Raw genomic sequence first — 17891 nt, 5'->3', positions numbered from 1 at the left:
AATGAGGGGTGACAGGGGCGTTCGTGGCCAACTTCATGAAAGGAGTGGTCATCTTCGTGGGACGCGCCCCGCCCGAGCGAACAGCGGCTCCCCGGGTGCCGTGGCACTCCGGGCGCAGGACAGGGGCGCCGTCGCCCCTGCTGGATATCGCGCTGATCACCTGGTAAGGCTATCGCCCTTCCCGGGGGAGCCGTCATGAGCCGTTTGTGTACAAAACCCGGGCCCGAACTTTGACACTCTGCACAGCGCGCTCAGCCGACGAGGCGTTCCGCCTCGGCAACGGCCTCCGCCAGCGTGTCCACGACGGGCACGCCGGCGCCGGCGAGACCCGCCCGGTCGTGTGAACCGCCGGTGTACAGCACGGCGTGCGCCCCCACGTGAGCCGCCGCCACCGCGTCGTCGAGCGCGTCCCCGATGACGACCGTGCGCGCCGCGGGTATGCCCTCCAGGCCGGCGAGGTGGCGCGCCATGTGCTCGGCCTTGCTGCCGCCCGAGGGGCCCGTGCGGCCGTCGACCCGGACGAACCTGCGCTCGATGCCGAAGGTGCGCACGAGCGGCAGCAGCTTCTCGTGCCCGTACATCGACATGATCGACTGGGTGCCGCCGCCGTCCTGCCAGTGCTCCAGCAGCGACTCGGCGCCCTCCGCGAGGCCGCAGCGCAGGTGGTGGTCGTGGTAGTGCCGCTGGAAGACGCCGTCCATGTGCTCCCACTCGGCATCGGTGGGCAGCCGGCCCATCAGCCGCTCGTAGAAGCGCGGGATGGGCACGCAGTACAGCTCGCGGTACCGCTCCAGGGTGATCGGCTCCAGGCCTATCTCCGCGAAGGCGGCGTTCGTGGCCGTCATGACCGCGTCGACGTCGTGGAACAGCGTGCCGTTCCAGTCCCAGACGATGTGTGCCCCGTGCGCCCCGTGCTTCCCCATGCGAAAACTGTACGGGCTCCCTGTGACAAAGCGACGTGGCCTGCGGCTTTGCCCTACTGGATCAGGTTGGGGATCTCCTGCACGCCGAACCACATCAGGTCGTGGTCCTCGGCCCCGTCGACGGTGAACCGCGCGTCGTCGTCGCCGCGGTCCGCGGCGCCCAGCGCGGCTGCGGCCGCCGCGACGTCCTCCTCGGCGTCACCGGCGTCGACGTGCACGGCGGCGGCCTTCGACAGCGGCACGGCCGCGGCGAGCCGCACCTCGCCGTACGCGGCCTGGTCGAGCCCGCGCTCGGGGTCGGTGAGAACGGCGCCCTCGGGCACGTCGACGGCGACGACCACGCGGCGGCGCGGGGCCTCCGGGTCGGCCGCGAGCAGGCGCAGCGAGCCCTCGGCGGCGCGGCCCAGGGCCGCGTACTCCAGCTCCTCGACGTCGTCGGAGCGGTACCACTCGCGCAGGGCGGGGGTGACGGCGTAGGCGTCCAGCGGGGCCGGGCCCAGCGCTCCCGCCTTGTGCGCCTCGGCGAGACCGGGGAGGGTCAAGGGGACGTAGACGCGCATGACCGCCGCTTTCCTTCGATTCCGGGGACTTTTCGACTGCGGGATCAGCATACGGGCGAGGGTCCCCCTTCGAAGTGCAGGTCAGACGTGTGCGGGCGACTCCACGGCGGCGCGCGTCACGACGCGTGCCGCCCGGCCGCCCCGTACTCCCCGTGGGTCCCCCGAATAGGTGAAACGCCGGTGGGCCGTACGGCGCGGTCCGCCGTCCTTGCCCGGCCTTCCCGCCCCTCGATAGAAGATCACCGAACGGAAGCTACTGCCCGGTAATCCACCGGGCCCGGCGGCACAGGGGGCGATCAGCATGAACAGGACCACCGGCGGCAGGACCACCACCAGCAGCAGGACGGCAGGCACCAGGCCCGGCGGAGGCCGGACGGCTCCCCGCGCCACGACGGCTCCCCGCACCACCCGTCCGGCCGCGGGAACCGCGCCCCCGCGGCGCACCGACACCCGGCGGCCCCACCCGGCCCCCGCCTCCGCCGCCGCTACGGCTGCCGCACGCCGCCGCGAGCGGGAGCGCCTCCCCCGCTACTGGTTCGCCGAACGCCTCCTGCTCACCCTCAGCGGCCAGCGGCCCGTCCACTGGATGCTCGGCCACACCCTGGGCCCCGCGTACGACCAGCTGGCCGCCCTGGCCCCCTACGCGCCCCTGCGGCCCGCCCCGCCGGGCCGCAGCCCGGCCGTCCGGCACTGCGACGAGTTCCGGCCCTCCCCGGGCGTCATCGAAGCATTCGCCAGGATCGCGGCCGGGGACCGGCTGCTCGCCCTCGCCTTCCGCCTGGAGCACTGCACCGACCAGCGGTGGCGCTGCTCGGCCGTCGAACTCGACGGCACCCGCCGCTGACACGCGACAAGGCGGGGCGGAACCCCCGGATCACCCGGGAGGTCCCGCCCCGCCTCGCTGCCCGTACGCGGTCTCACCGCTCGCGGGTTTACTTCTTACGGCGCCGCCCACCGCTGTTCTTCTGCGCCTTGCGGCGCTCGGCGCGGGTCATGCCGTCCGCGGCGGACCGGAACTCGCCGGTCTCGTCGCTCGCGTAGTCCGTCTCGATCGTGCCGCCCGCGCCGTCCACCGTCGGCGCGGAGAAGTGCAGCCGGTCCGGCCGCTGCGGCTGCGCGAGGCCCTTCGCGCGGATCTCGGGACGGGCGGCGGGGATGGTGTCCTGCACCTTGTCCAGGGACGGCGCGGCCTCCTCGACCGGCACCTCCTCCAGCTGCTGGTCGACCTGGACCTCCAGGTTGAACAGGTAGCCGACGGACTCCTCCTTGATGCCCTCCATCATGGCCTGGAACATGTCGAAGCCCTCGCGCTGGTACTCCACCAGCGGGTCCTTCTGCGCCATGGCCCGCAGGCCGATGCCCTCCTGGAGGTAGTCCATCTCGTAGAGGTGCTCGCGCCACTTGCGGTCGAGCACCGACAGGACCACGCGCCGCTCCAGCTCGCGCATGATGTCGGAGCCCAGCTGCTCCTCGCGCGCCGCGTACTGCTCGTGGATGTCGTCCTTGATGGACTCGGCGATGAACTCGGCCGTGATGCCCGCGCGGTCGCCCGCGGCCTCCTCCAGCTCGTCGATGGTGACCTTCACGGGGTAGAGCTGCTTGAAGGCGCTCCACAGCCGCTCCAGGTCCCACTCCTCGGCGAAGCCCTCGACGGTCTCCTGGCGGATGTAGTCGTCGATGGTGTCGTCCATGAAGTGCTGGATCTGCTCCTGCAGGTCCTCGCCTTCCAGGACGCGGCGGCGCTCGCCGTAGATGACCTCGCGCTGGCGGTTGAGCACCTCGTCGTACTTCAGGACGTTCTTGCGCGTCTCGAAGTTCTGCTGCTCGACCTGCGACTGGGCCGAGGCGATGGCCCGGGTGACCATCTTGTTCTCGATCGGCACGTCGTCGGGGACGTTGGCCATGGCCATCACGCGCTCGACCATCTGAGCCTTGAACAGGCGCATCAGGTCATCGCCCAGCGACAGGTAGAAGCGCGACTCGCCCGGGTCGCCCTGACGGCCGGAACGGCCGCGGAGCTGGTTGTCGATGCGGCGCGACTCGTGGCGCTCCGTGCCGAGCACGTAGAGGCCGCCGAGCTCCTTGACCTCCTCGAACTCGGCCTTGACCGCGGCCTCGGCCCGCTCCAGGGCGCCGGGCAGCGCGGCCGCCCACTCCTCGACGTGCTCCACCGGGTCGAGACCCCGCTGGCGCAGCTCCGCCTCGGCGAGGTCGTCCGGATTGCCGCCCAGCTTGATGTCCGTACCGCGGCCGGCCATGTTCGTGGCGACGGTGACGGCGCCCTTGCGGCCGGCCTGCGCGACGATCGAGGCCTCGCGCTCGTGGTGCTTGGCGTTGAGGACCTCGTGCTGGATGCCGCGCTTGGCGAGCTGCTGCGAGAGGTACTCGGACTTCTCCACGGAAGTGGTGCCGACGAGGATCGGCTGCCCCTTCTCGTGCTTCTCGGCGATGTCCTTGACCACGGCGTCGAACTTGGCGACCTCGGTGCGGTAGATGAGGTCGGACTGGTCCTTGCGGACCATCGGCCGGTTGGTCGGGATCGGCACCACGCCGAGCTTGTAGATCTGGTGGAACTCGGCGGCCTCGGTCATGGCCGTACCGGTCATGCCGGACAGCTTGTTGTAGAGGCGGAAGAAGTTCTGCAGGGTGATCGTGGCGAGCGTCTGGTTCTCGTCCTTGATGTCCACCCCCTCCTTCGCCTCGATGGCCTGGTGCATGCCCTCGTTGTAGCGGCGGCCGGCGAGGATGCGGCCCGTGTGCTCGTCGACGATCATGACTTCGCCGTCCATGACGACGTAGTCCTTGTCCTTCTTGAACAGTTCCTTCGCCTTGATGGCGTTGTTCAGATAACCGACGAGGGGGGTGTTGACCGACTCGTAGAGGTTGTCGATGCCCAGCCAGTCCTCGACCTTGGTGACACCGGCCTCGTGGATGGCGACCGTGCGCTTCTTCTCGTCGACCTCGTAGTCGCCGGTCTCCTCGACGCCCTTCTGCGGGTTGGCCGGCTCGCCCTTGGTGAGGCGGGTGACCAGCTTGGCGAAGTCGCCGTACCACTTGGTGGCCTGGTCGGCCGGGCCCGAGATGATCAGCGGCGTACGGGCCTCGTCGACGAGGATCGAGTCGACCTCGTCGACCACGGCGAAGTTGTGCCCGCGCTGGACCAGCTCGTCCTGCGACCACGCCATGTTGTCGCGCAGGTAGTCGAAGCCGAACTCGTTGTTCGTGCCGTACGTGATGTCGCAGTTGTACTGCTCGCGGCGCTGCGCCGGCGTCATGTTCGCCAGGATGCAGCCGACGGACAGGCCCAGGAACTTGTGCACCCGGCCCATCAGCTCGGAGTCGCGCTCGGCCAGGTAGTCGTTGACGGTGATGAGGTGGACGCCCTCGCCCGAGAGGGCGTTCAGATACGCCGGGAGGGTGCCGACGAGGGTCTTGCCCTCACCGGTCTTCATCTCGGCCACGTACCCCAGGTGCAGGGCGGCACCGCCCATGAGCTGGACGTCGTAGTGACGCTGGCCGAGGACGCGCTTGGCCGCCTCGCGGACGGTCGCGAACGCCTCGGGCAGGAGGTCGTCCAGGCTCTCCCCGTCGGCATAGCGCTGCTTGTACTCCTCGGTCAGGGCGCGCAGCTCGGCGTCGGAGAGGTTGAGGAAGTCCTCTTCGATGGAATTGACCTGGTCCGCGATGCGGTGCAGCTTGCGCAGGATCTTGCCTTCTCCTGCACGCATGATCTTGCCGAAGACGGACACGTAGGCTAGCTCCTTGCCGGTCGGGCCTGGCACCGGTTCTCCCCCGCCGTGGGCAGGGGGCGGGTACGCGGGCACGACGGGACAGTCCCCGCCGCAACGGCCATCGTAAGCGAGGACCCCGCCGCGCCGGGAGGTCCGTCATCACCCGGGCCGGGTGTCACCCGCGGTGTCACCCGTCCATGGAACGAGCGAACCCTCCCGGAGGTGCCCGCCCCGGTTCCTACACTCCGCCCATGGAGCCCACGAGCCTCACCACCGAGCGCCTGCTGCTGCGCCCCTTCACCGCCCGGGACGCGGCCGCCCTGCACGCCGCCTGCCAGGACCCGGACATCCCGCGGTACACGAGCGTGCCCTCCCCGTACACCCCCGAGGACGCACGGTCCTTCATCGGCGACACCTGCCCGGCCGGCTGGCGCGACGACTCCGTCTACACGTGGGGAGTGTTCACCCGTGAGGAGGGCAGGCTGACCGGCTCCATGAGCCTGGCGCGGATCCCGCAGCCCTCCCGCGAGCACCAGGCCGAGCTCGGCTACTGGACCGCCAAGGAGCAGCGCGGCCGCGGGTACACCGCCGAAGCCGCCCGCGAGGTCGCCCGGTGGGCCTTCGGGCGCCTCGGCGTCGAACGCCTGGAGTGGTACGCGGAGGCCGGCAACGAAGGCTCCCGCGCCGTGGCGCTCAAGGCCGGCTTCACGATGGAGGGCACCCTGCGATCGAAGATCGCTCACGCGGGCACGCGCCGCGACGCGTGGGTCGCCTCCCTGCTCCCCTCCGACCTCGGGCTGCCCTCCGCCGCCGCCTACCTGCCGTTCCCCGGGCGCGGCTGACCTGCTCCGGGCCCGCCCGGGGCCGGCTCCGGGGGCGTTGTCAGTGCCCCCGCCTAAGGTGATCGGCATGACAACTGCCGCCTCCGCCAAGGCCCGTAAGCCCGGAGCCCGCACGCCCGAGCACCATCTGTCGGCCGACGACGCCCGCCGGCTGGCCCTGCGCGCCCAGGGCCTGCTCGGCGCCCCGGACCGGCGGGCGGGCACGCGCGGCGTGCTGCGCCGCCTGGGCGCCGTCCAGCTGGACACGATCTCGGTGCTCGCCCGCTCGCACGAGCTGGTGCCGTACGCACGGCTGGGCGCCGTCGGGCGGGACGCCGTCGAGGGGGCCTACTGGTCGGGGGACCACGCCTTCGAGTACTGGTCGCACGCCGCGTGCATCCTGCCCGTCGAGGAGTGGCCGCTGTTCGCCTTCCGGCGCCGGGCCTTCCAGGCCCGCGGCCACCGCTGGCACGTGATGGAGGACGCCGAGCGCTCCTGCGCCGCCGTCCGCGACCGGCTGAAGGCCGACGGCCCGCTGACGGCCACGGAGCTGGGCGGCGCCAAGAACGGCGGCGAGTGGTACGACTGGTCCGAGACGAAGATCGCGGTGGAGTGGCTGCTGGACACCGGCGAGGTGGTCTGCACCCGGCGGCGCGGCTGGAAGCGCGTGTACGACCTGGCCGAGCGCGCCGTCCCGGACGGCCTCTTCCACGACGACCTGGACGACGCCGCGTGCACCCGGCGCCTGGTGGCGCAGGCCGGTGCCGCGATGGGCGTGGCGACGCGGGCGGACCTCGCCGACTACCACCGCCTCAAGGGCGAGCAGGTGGACGCCGTCATCGAGGAGACCGGTCTGGTGCCGGTCGAGGTGGAGGGCTGGGGCAAGCCCGCTTGGGCCGACCCGGCGGCCCTGGCGGCACCGGCGCGCGGCCGGCACCGCACGACGCTGCTGTCGCCGTTCGACTCGCTGGTGTGGGACCGGCCCCGCACCGAGCGGATCTTCGGCTTCACCCACCGTCTGGAGGCGTATGTGCCGAAGACCAAGCGCATACACGGGTATTTCGCGATGCCCCTGCTGGCGGGCGGGCGGCTGCTGGGCCGTGTGGACCCGGCGCGCGACGGCGGCACGCTGGTGGCCCGGCAGGTCTCCCTCGACGGGCCCAAGGCGGTGGAGCCCATGGCCCGGGCCCTGCGGGAGGCGGCGGAGTGGGTGGGCTGCCACACCGTACGGATCGAGCGCTGCGACGACGCGAAGCTGGCGGCGGAGCTGGTGAAGGCCCTGGCCTGAGCCTGCCGGCCGGCCCCGCCGGCATCCACCGCGGCCGGCGGATCCGCGGCTAGCGGATCTCCAGGATCTTCTCCCGCATCGCGTACACCACGGCCTCCATCCTGGAGTGCAGCTGTAGCTTCTCCAGGATGTTCCGCACGTGGTTCTTGACGGTGTTCTCGGAGATGAACAACTCCTTGGCGATGTCGCGGTTGTTCATCCCCGTGGCCACCAGCTTGAGGACCTCCAGCTCGCGGTCGGTCAGCCGGGGCGCCGGCACCAGCCGCCGCTCGTCCGTGCGCTGGATCATCGACTTGAACTCGGTGAGGAGCTTGGAGGCCATCGAGGGGCTGATCTGCGACTGCCCGTCCGCCACGGCCCGGATCGCCGTCGCGACCTCGTCGGTGGAGATCTCCTTGAGGAGATAGCCGGTGGCCCCGGCCTTGATGGCGTCGTAGAGATCGGCCTCCTCATCGCTGATCGTCAGCATGATGATCTTCGCGCTGGGGGCCACCTCCTTGATGGAGGTGCAGGCCTCGATGCCGCCGCGCTTGGGCATGCGGACGTCCATCAGCACGATGTCGGGCAGCAGGTCCGCGGCCTTGTCCACGGCCTCCGCGCCGTCCCCGGCCTCGCCGACGACCTGGATGTCCTCCTCCTGGGCCAGGACGATCTCCAGGCCACGACGGAAGAGCGCGTGGTCGTCCACGACCAGGACCCGGATGGGCTCCTCGCGCGCCGCGCCCCTGTCCGTGCAGGAGCCTTCGTCGTCGTCCTCGCCGGGCTCGAGTACGGGCCCGAACCTGTCCGCCATTGTTCCTCCCCCTGAAGACCCCTGAAGGCCCAGAGCCCCTCGCGGTTGCACTGTGCTGCGTGCTGCGCCGCCCAACCGGTTCCCCGGTGCCGGTGGTTGGCTGCCGGGGTCATGATTTCATGCCGGGACCGCGGGCAGCGCGTTCCCCGGGTACCTGCCGTCGCACGCCGGTGCCCCGGGAGCGCGGGGGGCGCGCTCCGAGGGCACCTGGCTTCGGGTGGACTACGGCGTCGGACGCGGGAGGCCGGGGCCTCCCGGGTCAGCCGCCCAGCTCCCCGCCCGCACCACCGGGCTCTCCTTCGAAGAGCGGGTCGGCGTTGAGGTGGATGACGCCGTAGTCGTAGGCGTGCCGCCGGTAGACGACACTGGGTTGCTTGGTGTCGGAGTCGACGAACAGGTAGAAGTCGTGCCCGACCAGCTCCATTTCGTAGAGCGCCTGGTCGAGGCTCATGGGCGCTGCGGAGTGGGTCTTCTCGCGGACCACCACGGGGCCTTCTCCCCGGATCTCCAAGGATCCCATGCGGGTGACCGGCACCCCGTCCGACGCCTGTTCGGCGGCGAGTTCACCGCTGTCGGTGAGCTCGGCGGCGCCGATGACGGTCGATGCGACATCGCTCGCGGGGATGCGGCCGTTGCCCCGCCGGGTGTGGCGCTTGTCGTTCTCCTTGCGCAGTCGTGCTTCGAGCTTGCTGGTGGCCAGGTCCAGTGCGACGTACGGATCGGTTGCTGCGGCCTCCGCGCGGATCACCGGGCCACGGGAACGCACCGTGATCTCCACCCGGTCGGAGCGGTCGGCCTGCCTGGGGTTGGGCTCCTTGGACACCTCGACGTCGAGGCTGATCACCTTGCCGTCGAGCTTCTGGATCTTGTCCAGCTTCAGCTTCTCGGCCACGTGCTTGCGAAAGCGCTCGGGCACCTCGGTCTTGCGGCCTTTGACGACGATGTCCACGCAGAACTCCGTTCCCGGATCGCCCCGCCGAAGGTGCGGAGCGCATCCCTCTTGCATCAGACTCCGGGGATACCCGGAGCCACCGACTTGGCGGTTTTCACCTCCTCCTCCCCCATCGGCAAGGTCTGCACCCCATCGACTTCAAGCTTCCGTGAAAGCGCGCAAAGCGCGCCATTCGGAAATGCGAGGCATAGCCCCTGCCATTCCTCACAACCGAACATATCTCGCTCGGACGCCTGTCGGTAGCCCCTACCGGGACGTACCTCCATTCAGGTGTTTTCCTGCCGTTACCATCAGCAACGAATGACGTTGCCCTTCAGTTCCGGTTCTTTTCGGCCGCGGGCGGGGGAACTCCGGACGCGGCCACGACGGCGGCACCCAGCACGCGCCCGCCCGCGAGGGAGACGGCTCGGGCCGCCTCGGCCAGCGAGGACCCGGTGGTCATCAGATCGTCTACCAGCACCACCGGCCCTTCGCGCACCAACAGCCTCTCTGTACCCATACGTACCCCCAGTGCCCCGGCGACATTCGCTCTGCGCTGCCGGGCGCCCAGCCCGGCCTGATCGGCGACGGCCCTGCACTGCCGCAGCACGGCCGCCACGGCGACCGGAAACCCGCCCGCGCGAAGGGCGCGCGCGGCCCCGAGAGCGAGCCGCCGCCCGGCGTCGTGGCCCCGGGCGGCGACGGCACGGCGGGCGGAGGGGACGGGGACGAGCAGCAAGGGCCTTTCACCGGCCTCCAGGGCCCCTCCCCCGCCCCGCCGGCCACCTCCCGGGCAACTGGCCGCGGAGCGCACCGCACCCGCCAGGGCAGCCCCCAGCGGCCCCGCCAGCCCCAGCGCCCCGCGCTCCTTGTGCGCGAGCAGCGCCGAGCGCACCGGGCCCTCGTAGCGCGCGGCAGCATGGACGGGCGGCAGCCCGGCCGGCTCCGGATCCGGCCTGACGCGCCACGCACCGCCACCACCCAGCGCTGCCCGGCACACCTCGCACAGCACGGAACGCGGCGCCCCGCACCCCGCGCACTCGCCCGGCAGCACCAGCCCGGCGATCTCCTGCCACCAACCGCGCACAGATCCACTGTCCCGCCGGGCGCGGCGCCCCGCCACCCCTGTGGAAAACTCCCGGCGCGGCCCCGCGAGAACGCCCCCGGCGCACCCGCCCGCGCCTCCCGCACCGGCCGCGCCGCCCGCCCCGGACCCCCGGCTACCCCGGATAGACCGGCGCCGAGCCTTCCTTGGTCACGAGCTTCCAGTTGCTGTCCGGCAGCAGCCGGACGATCCCGCCGTCCCGCTCCGCCACCAGCGCCGGCGCCTTGGCCGCGCTCTCCGACGCCGCGACGCCGCGCACTCCCGTGATCCCGGGCAGCGCGGAGGCGTTCGACAGCGAGCCGTCCGTGTCGATGTACTGCAGCTGCTGCAACCCGCCCTGCTCGTTCCCCGCGACCAGCAACCGGCTCCCGCCCGCCCACGACACCGCGTCGACCTGCTCCAACCTCGGCGCCACGGAGCGCAGTTCCTGCACCGACAGGCTCAGCCGCCCGCCGCTCACGCGCCGCTCGACCCGGCCCAGCTTCAGGCTCGTGCGGTCGCCCTTGGTCACCAGCAGCGCGACCCGCACGCCGTCGGCCGCGACCCGCAGCCCGGTGATGCGCCCGTCGAGCCGCGGCACCTGGACCTCCTCCGGGCTGCCCGTGCCACCCGGCAGCCGCAGCAGCCGCGGCCGGTCCGGGTCCTGGTCGGCGACCCACAGATCGCCGAGCCCGTCCCAACTCGGAGCGGTCAGCCCCGACTTCACCCCGCCGCGCGCGGTCACCCGCGGATCGCCCAGCGACGCGCCCGCCTCCATGCCGGCGACGTACAGCGCCTGGCCGTTGTTCGCCACGCCCGCGGCGCGCTGCTCCTTCCGGTCCACGGCGACCGAGCGCAGCTGCAGGGCGTTGTCGGCGCCGAACGGCCCCGGCACCCGGCGCGGTTCCTCGTCGCCGTCGGCCAGGCTCACCATGCGGTGCTGCGCGTCCACGAAGTACTGCTGGTCGGCGCCGCGGCCGGCGGCCTGGTCGGGGGCGTACTTGCGCGCGTCCTCCCGCGCCAGCGAGCACAGCTGCGAGCCGTTCTCCCGCTGCAGCACCACCTGGGAGACCTTCGCCGACTGGTCCTGCACGGTGTAGAGGAGCTGTGCGGCCATGCGCCGGCACTGCTCCTGGTTGGTGCCCGCGGCCTTCTTGTTGAGGCGGATCTTCAGGGCGTTGGAGTCGTCCACGGAGAGCCGCCGGTCCACGACCTTGGTGCCGGTGGGGAAGGCCGTCGCGGCCACCGGGTCCAGCCAGTTGGTCGGCCCGTCGAGCACGGCGTTGACCGTGGACGTCACGGGGTCTATGCGCTTGCGGAGGTAGACGGGGTCGGCGACGAGGATCTCCTCCTTGCCCCGCCCGGACGTGCCCAGCTCCGCGAAGTAGTACTTGTTGACGGAGCGGTAGATGCGCTGGAAGTCGGCGACCCCGACCACCAGTCCGGGCGGCAGCATGTCGATGCGCCACTCGCCGCCCTCGCGCGCGACGTGGATCCGCTCCTTGTACGTGCCCTCTTCCGGCTTGTACGCGTGCTTGGGGTCGATCTTGGCGACCTGCTTGCCGATCAGGGTGACGACGTAGTCCTGGTCCCGGTCGTCGGCGCGTTCCACGTGCACCTGCGGGGGCTCCGCGAGCACCACCGTGTCGCCGCCGGCCGGGTCCCACTCCCGCTGCTTGCTCTTGGCCAGGTACATGCGGGCCGTGCCGTAGTCCGGGTCGTCGCTGGTGGTGGCCTCCAGGAAGCCCGTCACCAGCTCCTGCGGACGCTCGCCCTTGTGCGGCGCCACACCGTAGACCCGCACCTGCGAGTCCGCGTCGGCGCGCTGCGACGAGTCGACCGGCCGCACCTCACCGCTGTCGGGCATCGAGGCGCACCCGGCCAGCAGCGCGCCGCTGACGACGAGCGCGCCGAGCCCGGCGGCCCGCCGGTGCGGGCCCCGCACCTGCCGCCGCTTGCGTTCAGCGCCCACGCGCCCGCCCTTCGCCTTCTCCCGCACGTTCTTCCGCGGCCCCGGCCGCGGGCTTGCCACCGTCCTGCGCACCGCCCTGGCCGCCCGACCGGGCCACCACTCGGGCACCGCTGCCCGGCAGGGCCGCCGGATCCACTGCGGGCACGTTCTTCGCCTGCGGCGGTACGGGCTTCAGGCCGCTGCCCTGCGGAGGCACGCCCCCGGACCGGCCCTGGACGGCCAGCGGCACCCCGGCGTCGTTCAGCCCTCGGTTGCGCCGCGAGTCCTCCGGCTCCAGCGGGATGGGCGACCCGCGCAGCGTGTCACCCGCCGTGGCGGGCAGGGTCAGCCGGAACTGCGAGCCGCCACCCGGCTCGCCCCACGCCTGCAGCCAGCCGCCGTGCAGGCGCGCGTCCTCGACGGCGATCGACAGGCCCAGGCCCGTACCGCCGGTGGTGCGGGCGCGCGCGGGGTCGGCGCGCCAGAAGCGGTTGAACACCCGCGTCGCCTCGCCGGGCTTGAGCCCCACGCCGTAGTCCCGCACCGCGACCGCGACCGCGCCGCCGGCCGCCGCCAGCCGCACGATCACGTCCCGGCCCTCGCCGTGCTCCACGGCGTTGACCACGAGATTGCGCAGCACGCGCTCCACGCGCCGCGCGTCGGCCTCCGCCATCACGGGCTGCTCGGCGCCCTGGACCAGCATCCGGCTGCCCTTGCGGTCCGCGAGCGGCAGGGCACCCTCGATCACCCGGTTCACGACGTCCCGCAGGTCGACCGGCTCGGCCTCCAGGGCCGCGGCGCCCGCGTCGAACCGGCTGATCTCCAGCAGGTCGGCCAGCAGCGACTCGAAGCGGTCGACCTGCCCGTATAGCAGTTCCGCCGAGCGCGCGGTGACCGGGTCGAAGTCCTCACGGGCCTCGTGGATGACCTCGGCGGCCATGCGGACGGTCGTCAGCGGCGTCCGCAGCTCGTGCGAGACGTCCGAGACGAACCGGCGCTGCATCCGCGACAGCTGCTCCAGCTGCTGGATCTTGACCTGGAGGTTCTGCGCCATCTTGTTGAAGGCTTCACCGAGACGGGCGATGTCGTCCTCGCCGGTGACCTTCATACGTTCCTGCAGCACGCCCGCCGCGAGCCGCTCGGAGATGCTGGCGGCCATCCGCACGGGCGTGACGATCTGCCGCACCACGAGCCAGGCGATGGCCCCGAGCAGCACGACCACGAACACCCCGGCGGTCGCGAGCGTGCCCCTGACCAGGCCCAGCGACTTCTCCTCCTGCGTGTACGGGAAGAGGTAGTACAGCTGGTACGCCTTGCCGTTGGGGTCGTACATGCGCTTGCCGACGACCAGCGCGGGCTCGCCCTCGTCGGAGGAGTTGTGCTTGACCGACGCGGACTTCCACAGCGCCCCGGTCTTGGTGTCCAGCTGTTTCCGCAGGTCGGCGGGGATGCTGGCTTCGGGGTCGATGTCACCGGAGGCGCGCGGGCCGCGCGCGCCGGCGGACGAGACGTCGCCGTAGCCCGGATCGCCGTACGCGAGGTCGCCGCCCCCGGAGCTGAGCGCCACCACGTGGTAGACGCCCTGCCCGCCGCTGGACAGCTGCTGCACCTGCGCCGTCAGCCAGGCACCGGGATCTGTGCCGCTGCGGCTGCCCGACTGCGCGTCCTGCCCACGGGTGTCACCCGCGGCGTCGGCGGCGTCCCGCGCCGCCTTGAAGCCGCCCTCGGCCTGGCTCAGCGACGCGTGCCGCTTGGCCTCCAGCAGGCCGTTGCGGACCTGCCCGACGACGACCACGCCGAGGAGCAGCACGACGCCCATCGACATCAGCAGCGTCGTGGCCACCACGCGCAGCTGGATGTTGCGCCGCCACAGCCGCATCGCGGGCAGCAGCGGCCGCCGCACCCAGCGCACGTACAGCCTCAGCACGGGGTGGACCGGCCCCGAGGCCGCGCCGTCGGACAGCATCTGCCCGGCCCGCCACAGCCGCCGGAAGAGGGATATGCCGCCCGCCGTCTCGACGGGCCGCCCCACGCCCCGCTCCGGGGCGGCACCGTTGCGCGACATGTCAGCTCGGCCCGGCCTTGTAACCCACACCACGGACGGTCACCACGATCTCCGGCCGCTCCGGGTCCTTCTCGACCTTGGAGCGCAGCCGCTGTACGTGCACGTTGACGAGGCGGGTGTCGGCCGCGTGGCGGTAGCCCCACACCTGCTCCAGGAGCACCTCGCGGGTGAAGACCTGCCACGGCTTGCGGGCGAGCGCGACCAGCAGGTCGAACTCGAGCGGCGTCAGCGCGATCGACTGGCCGTCGCGCTTGACCGAGTGCCCGGCCACGTCGATGACCAGGTCGCCTATCGCCAGCTGCTCCGGCGCGGGCTCCTCCGACCGGCGCAGGCGGGCGCGGATCCGCGCCACCAGCTCCTTCGGCTTGAACGGCTTGACGATGTAGTCGTCCGCCCCGGACTCCAGGCCGACGACCACGTCGACCGTGTCGCTCTTCGCGGTCAGCATCACGATCGGCACACCGGATTCGGCGCGGATGAGCCGGCACACCTCAATGCCGTCCCTGCCGGGCAGCATCAGGTCGAGCAGCACCAGATCGGGCTTCACTTCACGAAAAGCAGCAAGTGCCTTGTCGCCGTCCGCTACAAACGACGGCTCGAAACCCTCACCACGCAGCACAATGCCGAGCATCTCGGCCAGTGCGGTGTCGTCGTCGACGACAAGGACGCGTCCCTTCATATCGACATCATCCCATTTTCGCATCCGGTCCATAGAGCCGGGTGACGGAGCTCACCTGGCGCGACTGACACACTCCGGTGTGTCCCGTTGACCTGGGATCCCGATCGCGTTCGCCGCCAGGGGTGGACAGTACACGTGCGGATCAGCCCGGCTCACTCCCGGATCCCATTCCCGGATCCCTGCTGCGGCCCGGCACAGAGCTCCGCCAGGCCGGCCCGGGTCACCGGCGACACCACGCCGTTCTCCGTGACGATCGCGGTCACCAGCTCCGGCGGGGTGACGTCGAACGCCGGGTTGTACGCCTGCGCCCCCAGCGGCGCCACCGGCACGCCCGTCCCGGGTTCCGCGCCTGCCCCCGGGGGCACGACCGTAAACTCCGTCACCTCGTGCCCCGCGCGCTGCTCCACCTCGATCGCCGAGCCCGTGGCCGTCGAGAGGTCCACGGTGCTCACCGGGGCCACGACGACGAACGGCACGTGGTGGTAGCGGGCCAGCACCGCCAGCGGATAGCTGCCCACCTTGTTCGCCACGGAGCCGTCGGCGGCTATCCGGTCCGCCCCGATCAGCACCGCGTCCACCTCGCCCGAGGCGAACAGCGACCCCGCCGCGTTGTCGGTGAGAAGCGTGTACGCCATGCCGGCCCGGGCCGCCTCGTACGCGGTGAGCCGCGCCCCCTGCAGCAGCGGACGCGTCTCGTCCACCCACAGGCGCCTCAGCCGCCCCGCGCGGTGCGCCGCCCCCGCCACGGCGAAGGCCGTGCCCTCGCCGCCGGAGACCAGCGCCCCGGTGTTGCAGTGCGTGAGCACCCGGAACCCGCCGCCGGGCACGAGCTCCGCCAGCAGGCCCAGCCCGTGCTCCGCCATCCGCGCGCTGGCCTCGGCGTCCTCGCGGTGCAGGGCGCGGGCCTCGGCAAGGGTGGCCGCGGCGGCCTGCCCGGGCCCCAGCCCGTCGCGGAGGGCCTTCTCGTACGCCGCCCGGGCGCGCTGCACCCCGTAGGCGAGGTTCACGGCCGTGGGCCGCGCGTGCGCGAGCAGTTCAGCGGATTCCGCCACGTCGAAGCCGCGTACGGCCGCCAGCGCCACCCCGTACGCGCCGGCGATCCCCAGCAGCGGGGCTCCGCGCACGGCGAGCGTACGGATCGCGTCGACCAGCGCCGGCACATCCGTGCACACCAGCTGGACCTCCTCCGCGGGAAGCCGCCGCTGGTCCAGGACCACGAGCACGGGCCCCTCCGGCCGCTCCTCCCATCTCAGCGAAGGAATGGAGCCGGGCTCGACGGACGCCATGGATGCCGCGAACTGATCAGCCATCTGTCCAGTCTGGCCCGGACGCCCCGGGCAGGGAAAGGTCGCCTGAGGATTCCTCCCCCGTACGAGCTGACGGGCCCCGCCGGGCGCCTCTGCGCCCCGTGGGGCGTTGAACACCCCGTGACACGATTGCTGACAGCCGCTCGCCGCCGCACCGGCGGAGGGGCGGGCACCGAGAAGGAGCGAGACGCACATGACTGACTCTCCGGGCCGGACCTCGCCCGGATCCTCCCCGTCCGAAGAGACCGACAAGGCCGCTGAGACCACCGAGGCCATCGAGGCCACCGAGGCCGCTCAGGAGGGGCGCCCCGCACAGTGGGCACAGGAACAGCCGCCGCCGGGGGACTGGTCGACCTCCGCCCAGGGCCCGCCGCGGCAGCGCCGGAGCACCGGCGAGAGAGCCCGGGCCCGGACGGGCCCGGGACCGAGCCACGGGGCCGGGGGCGGCGTGCCGGGCCCGCAGGGGCCGCAGGCGGGCTGGCAGCAAGCCGGCCGGCCGCAGTGGGGGCGGCCGCAGGCGCCGCAGCCCGGTGTGATCCCGCTGCGGCCGCTGCAGGCCGGCGAGATCGTGGAGGGCGCGGTCCGCACGATGCGTATCCACTGGCGGGCGGTCCTCGGCATCTCGCTGACGGTCGCGGTCGGCACGCAGGCCGTGGCGACGGTGGTCGACCGGCTGTGGGACCGGGGGACGCCCGAGCTCGATCCGCTCGGCGGAGCGACCCCGGAGACCCCTCAGGAGCTGGTCGAGGCCATAGGCAACGGCCTGGGCGGGATCGGCGTGGCCTGGCTGCTCAGCCTGGTCGGTTCCATCACGGCGGCGGCCCTCCTGACGGTGATCGTCAGCCGCGCGGTCCTGGGCCGCCCGGTCACCGCCCGGGAGGCGTGGCGGAGCGCGAGGCCGCAGCTGGGCCGGATGGCCGGCCTGATGGTCCTGGTGCCGATGCTGCTGATCGGTGTGTTCGCCGTCGGTATCGTCTGGGGGCTCCTCGCGGCGGCAGCCGGGGCGGAGCAGGCGGGAATGTCGCTGACGGCCGTGGGTGGGCTGGCGGCCATGGTCGTGGCCACCTGGCTGTGGATCCGCTACAGCCTCGCGGCGCCGGCGCTGATGCTGGAGAAGCAGGGTGTCGCGGCAGCGATGCAGCGGTCGGCGAAGCTGGTGCGCGGGGCGTGGTGGCGCGTCTTCGGCATCCAGCTCATCTCGATCCTCATCACCGCGCTGGTCGCTTTGATGGCGCAGGCCGTCGTTGTCGTCTTCGACGTCTTCATCCATGGCATCGGGGATCAGTCGGTGGCCGATGCGACCGACTGGGCGTCGCTGATCGAGATCGGTATTGCGGCGGTGGTCAGCTCGGCTCTTACGCTGCCGGTGTCGGCCGGCATGACGGCCCTGTTGTACATGGACCAGCGCATCCGGCGTGAGTCTCTTGATGTCGAGCTCGCGCGGTCGGCGGGCGAGGGCAAGTAAGAAGGTTTGTTCTGCTCAGCTGTTCGGCTGCTTCCCGGGAGGGAAGCAGCCGAACGCGCCGGTGGAATCCGGGGAAATCCAGGGAATCCGGGAAATCGTTGTTCCGGGAACGCAAAAAAGCCTCAGGCCCGGGATGAATATCCCAGGCCTGAGGCTGAATAATTGCTCGGCGGCGTCCTACTCTCCCACACGGTCCCCCATGCAGTACCATCGGCGCTGAAAGGCTTAGCTTCCGGGTTCGGAATGTAACCGGGCGTTTCCCTAACGCTATGACCACCGAAACACTATGAAAT

General features: G+C 71.9%; 14 protein-coding genes and 1 rRNA gene. 4 read left to right on the top strand and 11 right to left on the bottom strand.

What is annotated here, in order from left to right:
* Positions 1–251: 251 nt before the first annotated feature.
* Positions 252–923 carry an HAD family hydrolase gene (locus B7P34_RS19020; RefSeq protein ID WP_106677992.1) on the bottom strand — a complete coding sequence of 224 codons (672 nt, stop codon included), beginning with the start codon at positions 921–923 and terminating at the stop codon, positions 252–254.
* A gap of 53 nt (positions 924–976) precedes the next feature.
* A complete protein-coding gene (locus tag B7P34_RS19015) occupies positions 977–1483 on the bottom strand; it encodes a DUF6912 family protein (protein ID WP_106677990.1) in 507 nt (168 codons plus the stop codon).
* 301 nt (positions 1484–1784) lie between these two features.
* On the opposite strand from B7P34_RS19015, the gene B7P34_RS19010 reads away from it, so the two are divergent.
* Entirely contained in the window at positions 1785–2327 is a 543-nt protein-coding gene (locus B7P34_RS19010; RefSeq protein ID WP_106677988.1) for an Rv3235 family protein, read from the top strand.
* A gap of 88 nt (positions 2328–2415) precedes the next feature.
* Here B7P34_RS19010 and secA read toward each other — a convergent pair whose 3' ends face one another.
* A complete protein-coding gene (secA, locus tag B7P34_RS19005) occupies positions 2416–5211 on the bottom strand; it encodes a preprotein translocase subunit SecA (RefSeq protein WP_223267993.1) in 2796 nt (931 codons plus the stop codon).
* 254 nt (positions 5212–5465) lie between these two features.
* On the opposite strand from secA, the gene B7P34_RS19000 reads away from it, so the two are divergent.
* Both B7P34_RS19000 and B7P34_RS18995 read left to right on the top strand, forming a co-directional pair.
* Entirely contained in the window at positions 5466–6056 is a 591-nt protein-coding gene (locus B7P34_RS19000; protein WP_106677984.1) for a GNAT family N-acetyltransferase, read from the top strand.
* Positions 6057–6123: 67 nt separating this feature from the next.
* The gene (locus B7P34_RS18995) at positions 6124–7323 is read left to right on the top strand and encodes a winged helix-turn-helix domain-containing protein (protein ID WP_106677982.1); all 1200 of its coding nucleotides are present in this window, start codon (positions 6124–6126) and stop codon (positions 7321–7323) included.
* Positions 7324–7372: 49 nt separating this feature from the next.
* Here the strand turns inward: B7P34_RS18995 and B7P34_RS18990 are convergent, their stop codons facing one another.
* The 7 genes from B7P34_RS18990 to mtnA form a co-directional block, all read right to left on the bottom strand.
* Complete coding sequence (locus B7P34_RS18990) at positions 7373–8116, bottom strand: response regulator (RefSeq protein WP_106677980.1); 744 nt, start codon at positions 8114–8116, stop codon at positions 7373–7375.
* Between the two features lie 259 nt (positions 8117–8375).
* Positions 8376–9065 carry a ribosome hibernation-promoting factor, HPF/YfiA family gene (hpf, locus tag B7P34_RS18985; protein WP_223267989.1) on the bottom strand — a complete coding sequence of 230 codons (690 nt, stop codon included), beginning with the start codon at positions 9063–9065 and terminating at the stop codon, positions 8376–8378.
* A gap of 316 nt (positions 9066–9381) precedes the next feature.
* Positions 9382–10134, bottom strand: coding sequence for a ComF family protein (locus B7P34_RS18975; protein WP_106677974.1), 753 nt, complete (start codon positions 10132–10134; stop codon positions 9382–9384).
* Positions 10135–10267: 133 nt separating this feature from the next.
* A complete protein-coding gene (locus B7P34_RS18970; RefSeq protein ID WP_223267988.1) occupies positions 10268–12103 on the bottom strand; it encodes an LpqB family beta-propeller domain-containing protein in 1836 nt (611 codons plus the stop codon).
* Positions 12093–14147 (bottom strand): MtrAB system histidine kinase MtrB, encoded by a 2055-nt coding sequence (gene mtrB, locus B7P34_RS18965; RefSeq protein ID WP_106677972.1) that lies wholly within the window; start codon positions 14145–14147, stop codon positions 12093–12095. Before mtrB ends, B7P34_RS18970 begins: the two co-directional genes overlap by 11 nt.
* Position 14148: 1 nt before the next feature.
* Positions 14149–14826 carry a two-component system response regulator MtrA gene (gene mtrA / locus B7P34_RS18960; protein WP_055539974.1) on the bottom strand — a complete coding sequence of 226 codons (678 nt, stop codon included), beginning with the start codon at positions 14824–14826 and terminating at the stop codon, positions 14149–14151.
* A gap of 152 nt (positions 14827–14978) precedes the next feature.
* On the bottom strand, positions 14979–16136 hold the full coding sequence (gene mtnA / locus B7P34_RS18955; protein ID WP_106677970.1) for an S-methyl-5-thioribose-1-phosphate isomerase: 1158 nt from the start codon (positions 16134–16136) through the stop codon (positions 14979–14981).
* A gap of 190 nt (positions 16137–16326) precedes the next feature.
* On the opposite strand from mtnA, the gene B7P34_RS36775 reads away from it, so the two are divergent.
* The gene (locus tag B7P34_RS36775; RefSeq protein ID WP_146166852.1) at positions 16327–17598 is read left to right on the top strand and encodes a glycerophosphoryl diester phosphodiesterase membrane domain-containing protein; all 1272 of its coding nucleotides are present in this window, start codon (positions 16327–16329) and stop codon (positions 17596–17598) included.
* A gap of 164 nt (positions 17599–17762) precedes the next feature.
* On the opposite strand, the gene rrf is transcribed toward B7P34_RS36775, so the two are convergent.
* Positions 17763–17879: ribosomal RNA gene (gene rrf, locus B7P34_RS18945) — 5S ribosomal RNA — on the bottom strand.
* Positions 17880–17891 lie beyond the last annotated feature (12 nt).

Origin of the sequence: Streptosporangium nondiastaticum, assembly GCF_003011965.1 — a bacterium.
Taxonomy (GTDB): domain Bacteria; phylum Actinomycetota; class Actinomycetes; order Streptomycetales; family Streptomycetaceae; genus Streptomyces; species Streptomyces nondiastaticus.
Note: the sequence above shows the minus strand (reverse complement) of the source record. Positions and strands in the feature narration are given on the sequence as shown.

What these genes read in the sequence shown, in the direction of transcription:
- B7P34_RS19020 (WP_106677992.1), bottom strand. Translation starts at nt 923, where the DNA reads ATGGGGAAGCACGGGGCGCACGGGGCACACATCGTCTGGGACTGGAAC.
- B7P34_RS19015 (WP_106677990.1), bottom strand. Translation starts at nt 1,483, where the DNA reads ATGCGCGTCTACGTCCCCTTGACCCTCCCCGGTCTCGCCGAGGCGCAC.
- B7P34_RS19010 (WP_106677988.1), top strand. Translation starts at nt 1,785, where the DNA reads ATGAACAGGACCACCGGCGGCAGGACCACCACCAGCAGCAGGACGGCA.
- secA (WP_223267993.1), bottom strand. Translation starts at nt 5,211, where the DNA reads ATGCGTGCAGGAGAAGGCAAGATCCTGCGCAAGCTGCACCGCATCGCG.
- B7P34_RS19000 (WP_106677984.1), top strand. Translation starts at nt 5,466, where the DNA reads ATGGAGCCCACGAGCCTCACCACCGAGCGCCTGCTGCTGCGCCCCTTC.
- B7P34_RS18995 (WP_106677982.1), top strand. Translation starts at nt 6,124, where the DNA reads ATGACAACTGCCGCCTCCGCCAAGGCCCGTAAGCCCGGAGCCCGCACG.
- B7P34_RS18990 (WP_106677980.1), bottom strand. Translation starts at nt 8,116, where the DNA reads ATGGCGGACAGGTTCGGGCCCGTACTCGAGCCCGGCGAGGACGACGAC.
- mtrB (WP_106677972.1), bottom strand. Translation starts at nt 14,147, where the DNA reads ATGTCGCGCAACGGTGCCGCCCCGGAGCGGGGCGTGGGGCGGCCCGTC.
- mtrA (WP_055539974.1), bottom strand. Translation starts at nt 14,826, where the DNA reads ATGAAGGGACGCGTCCTTGTCGTCGACGACGACACCGCACTGGCCGAG.
- mtnA (WP_106677970.1), bottom strand. Translation starts at nt 16,136, where the DNA reads ATGGCTGATCAGTTCGCGGCATCCATGGCGTCCGTCGAGCCCGGCTCC.
- B7P34_RS36775 (WP_146166852.1), top strand. Translation starts at nt 16,327, where the DNA reads ATGACTGACTCTCCGGGCCGGACCTCGCCCGGATCCTCCCCGTCCGAA.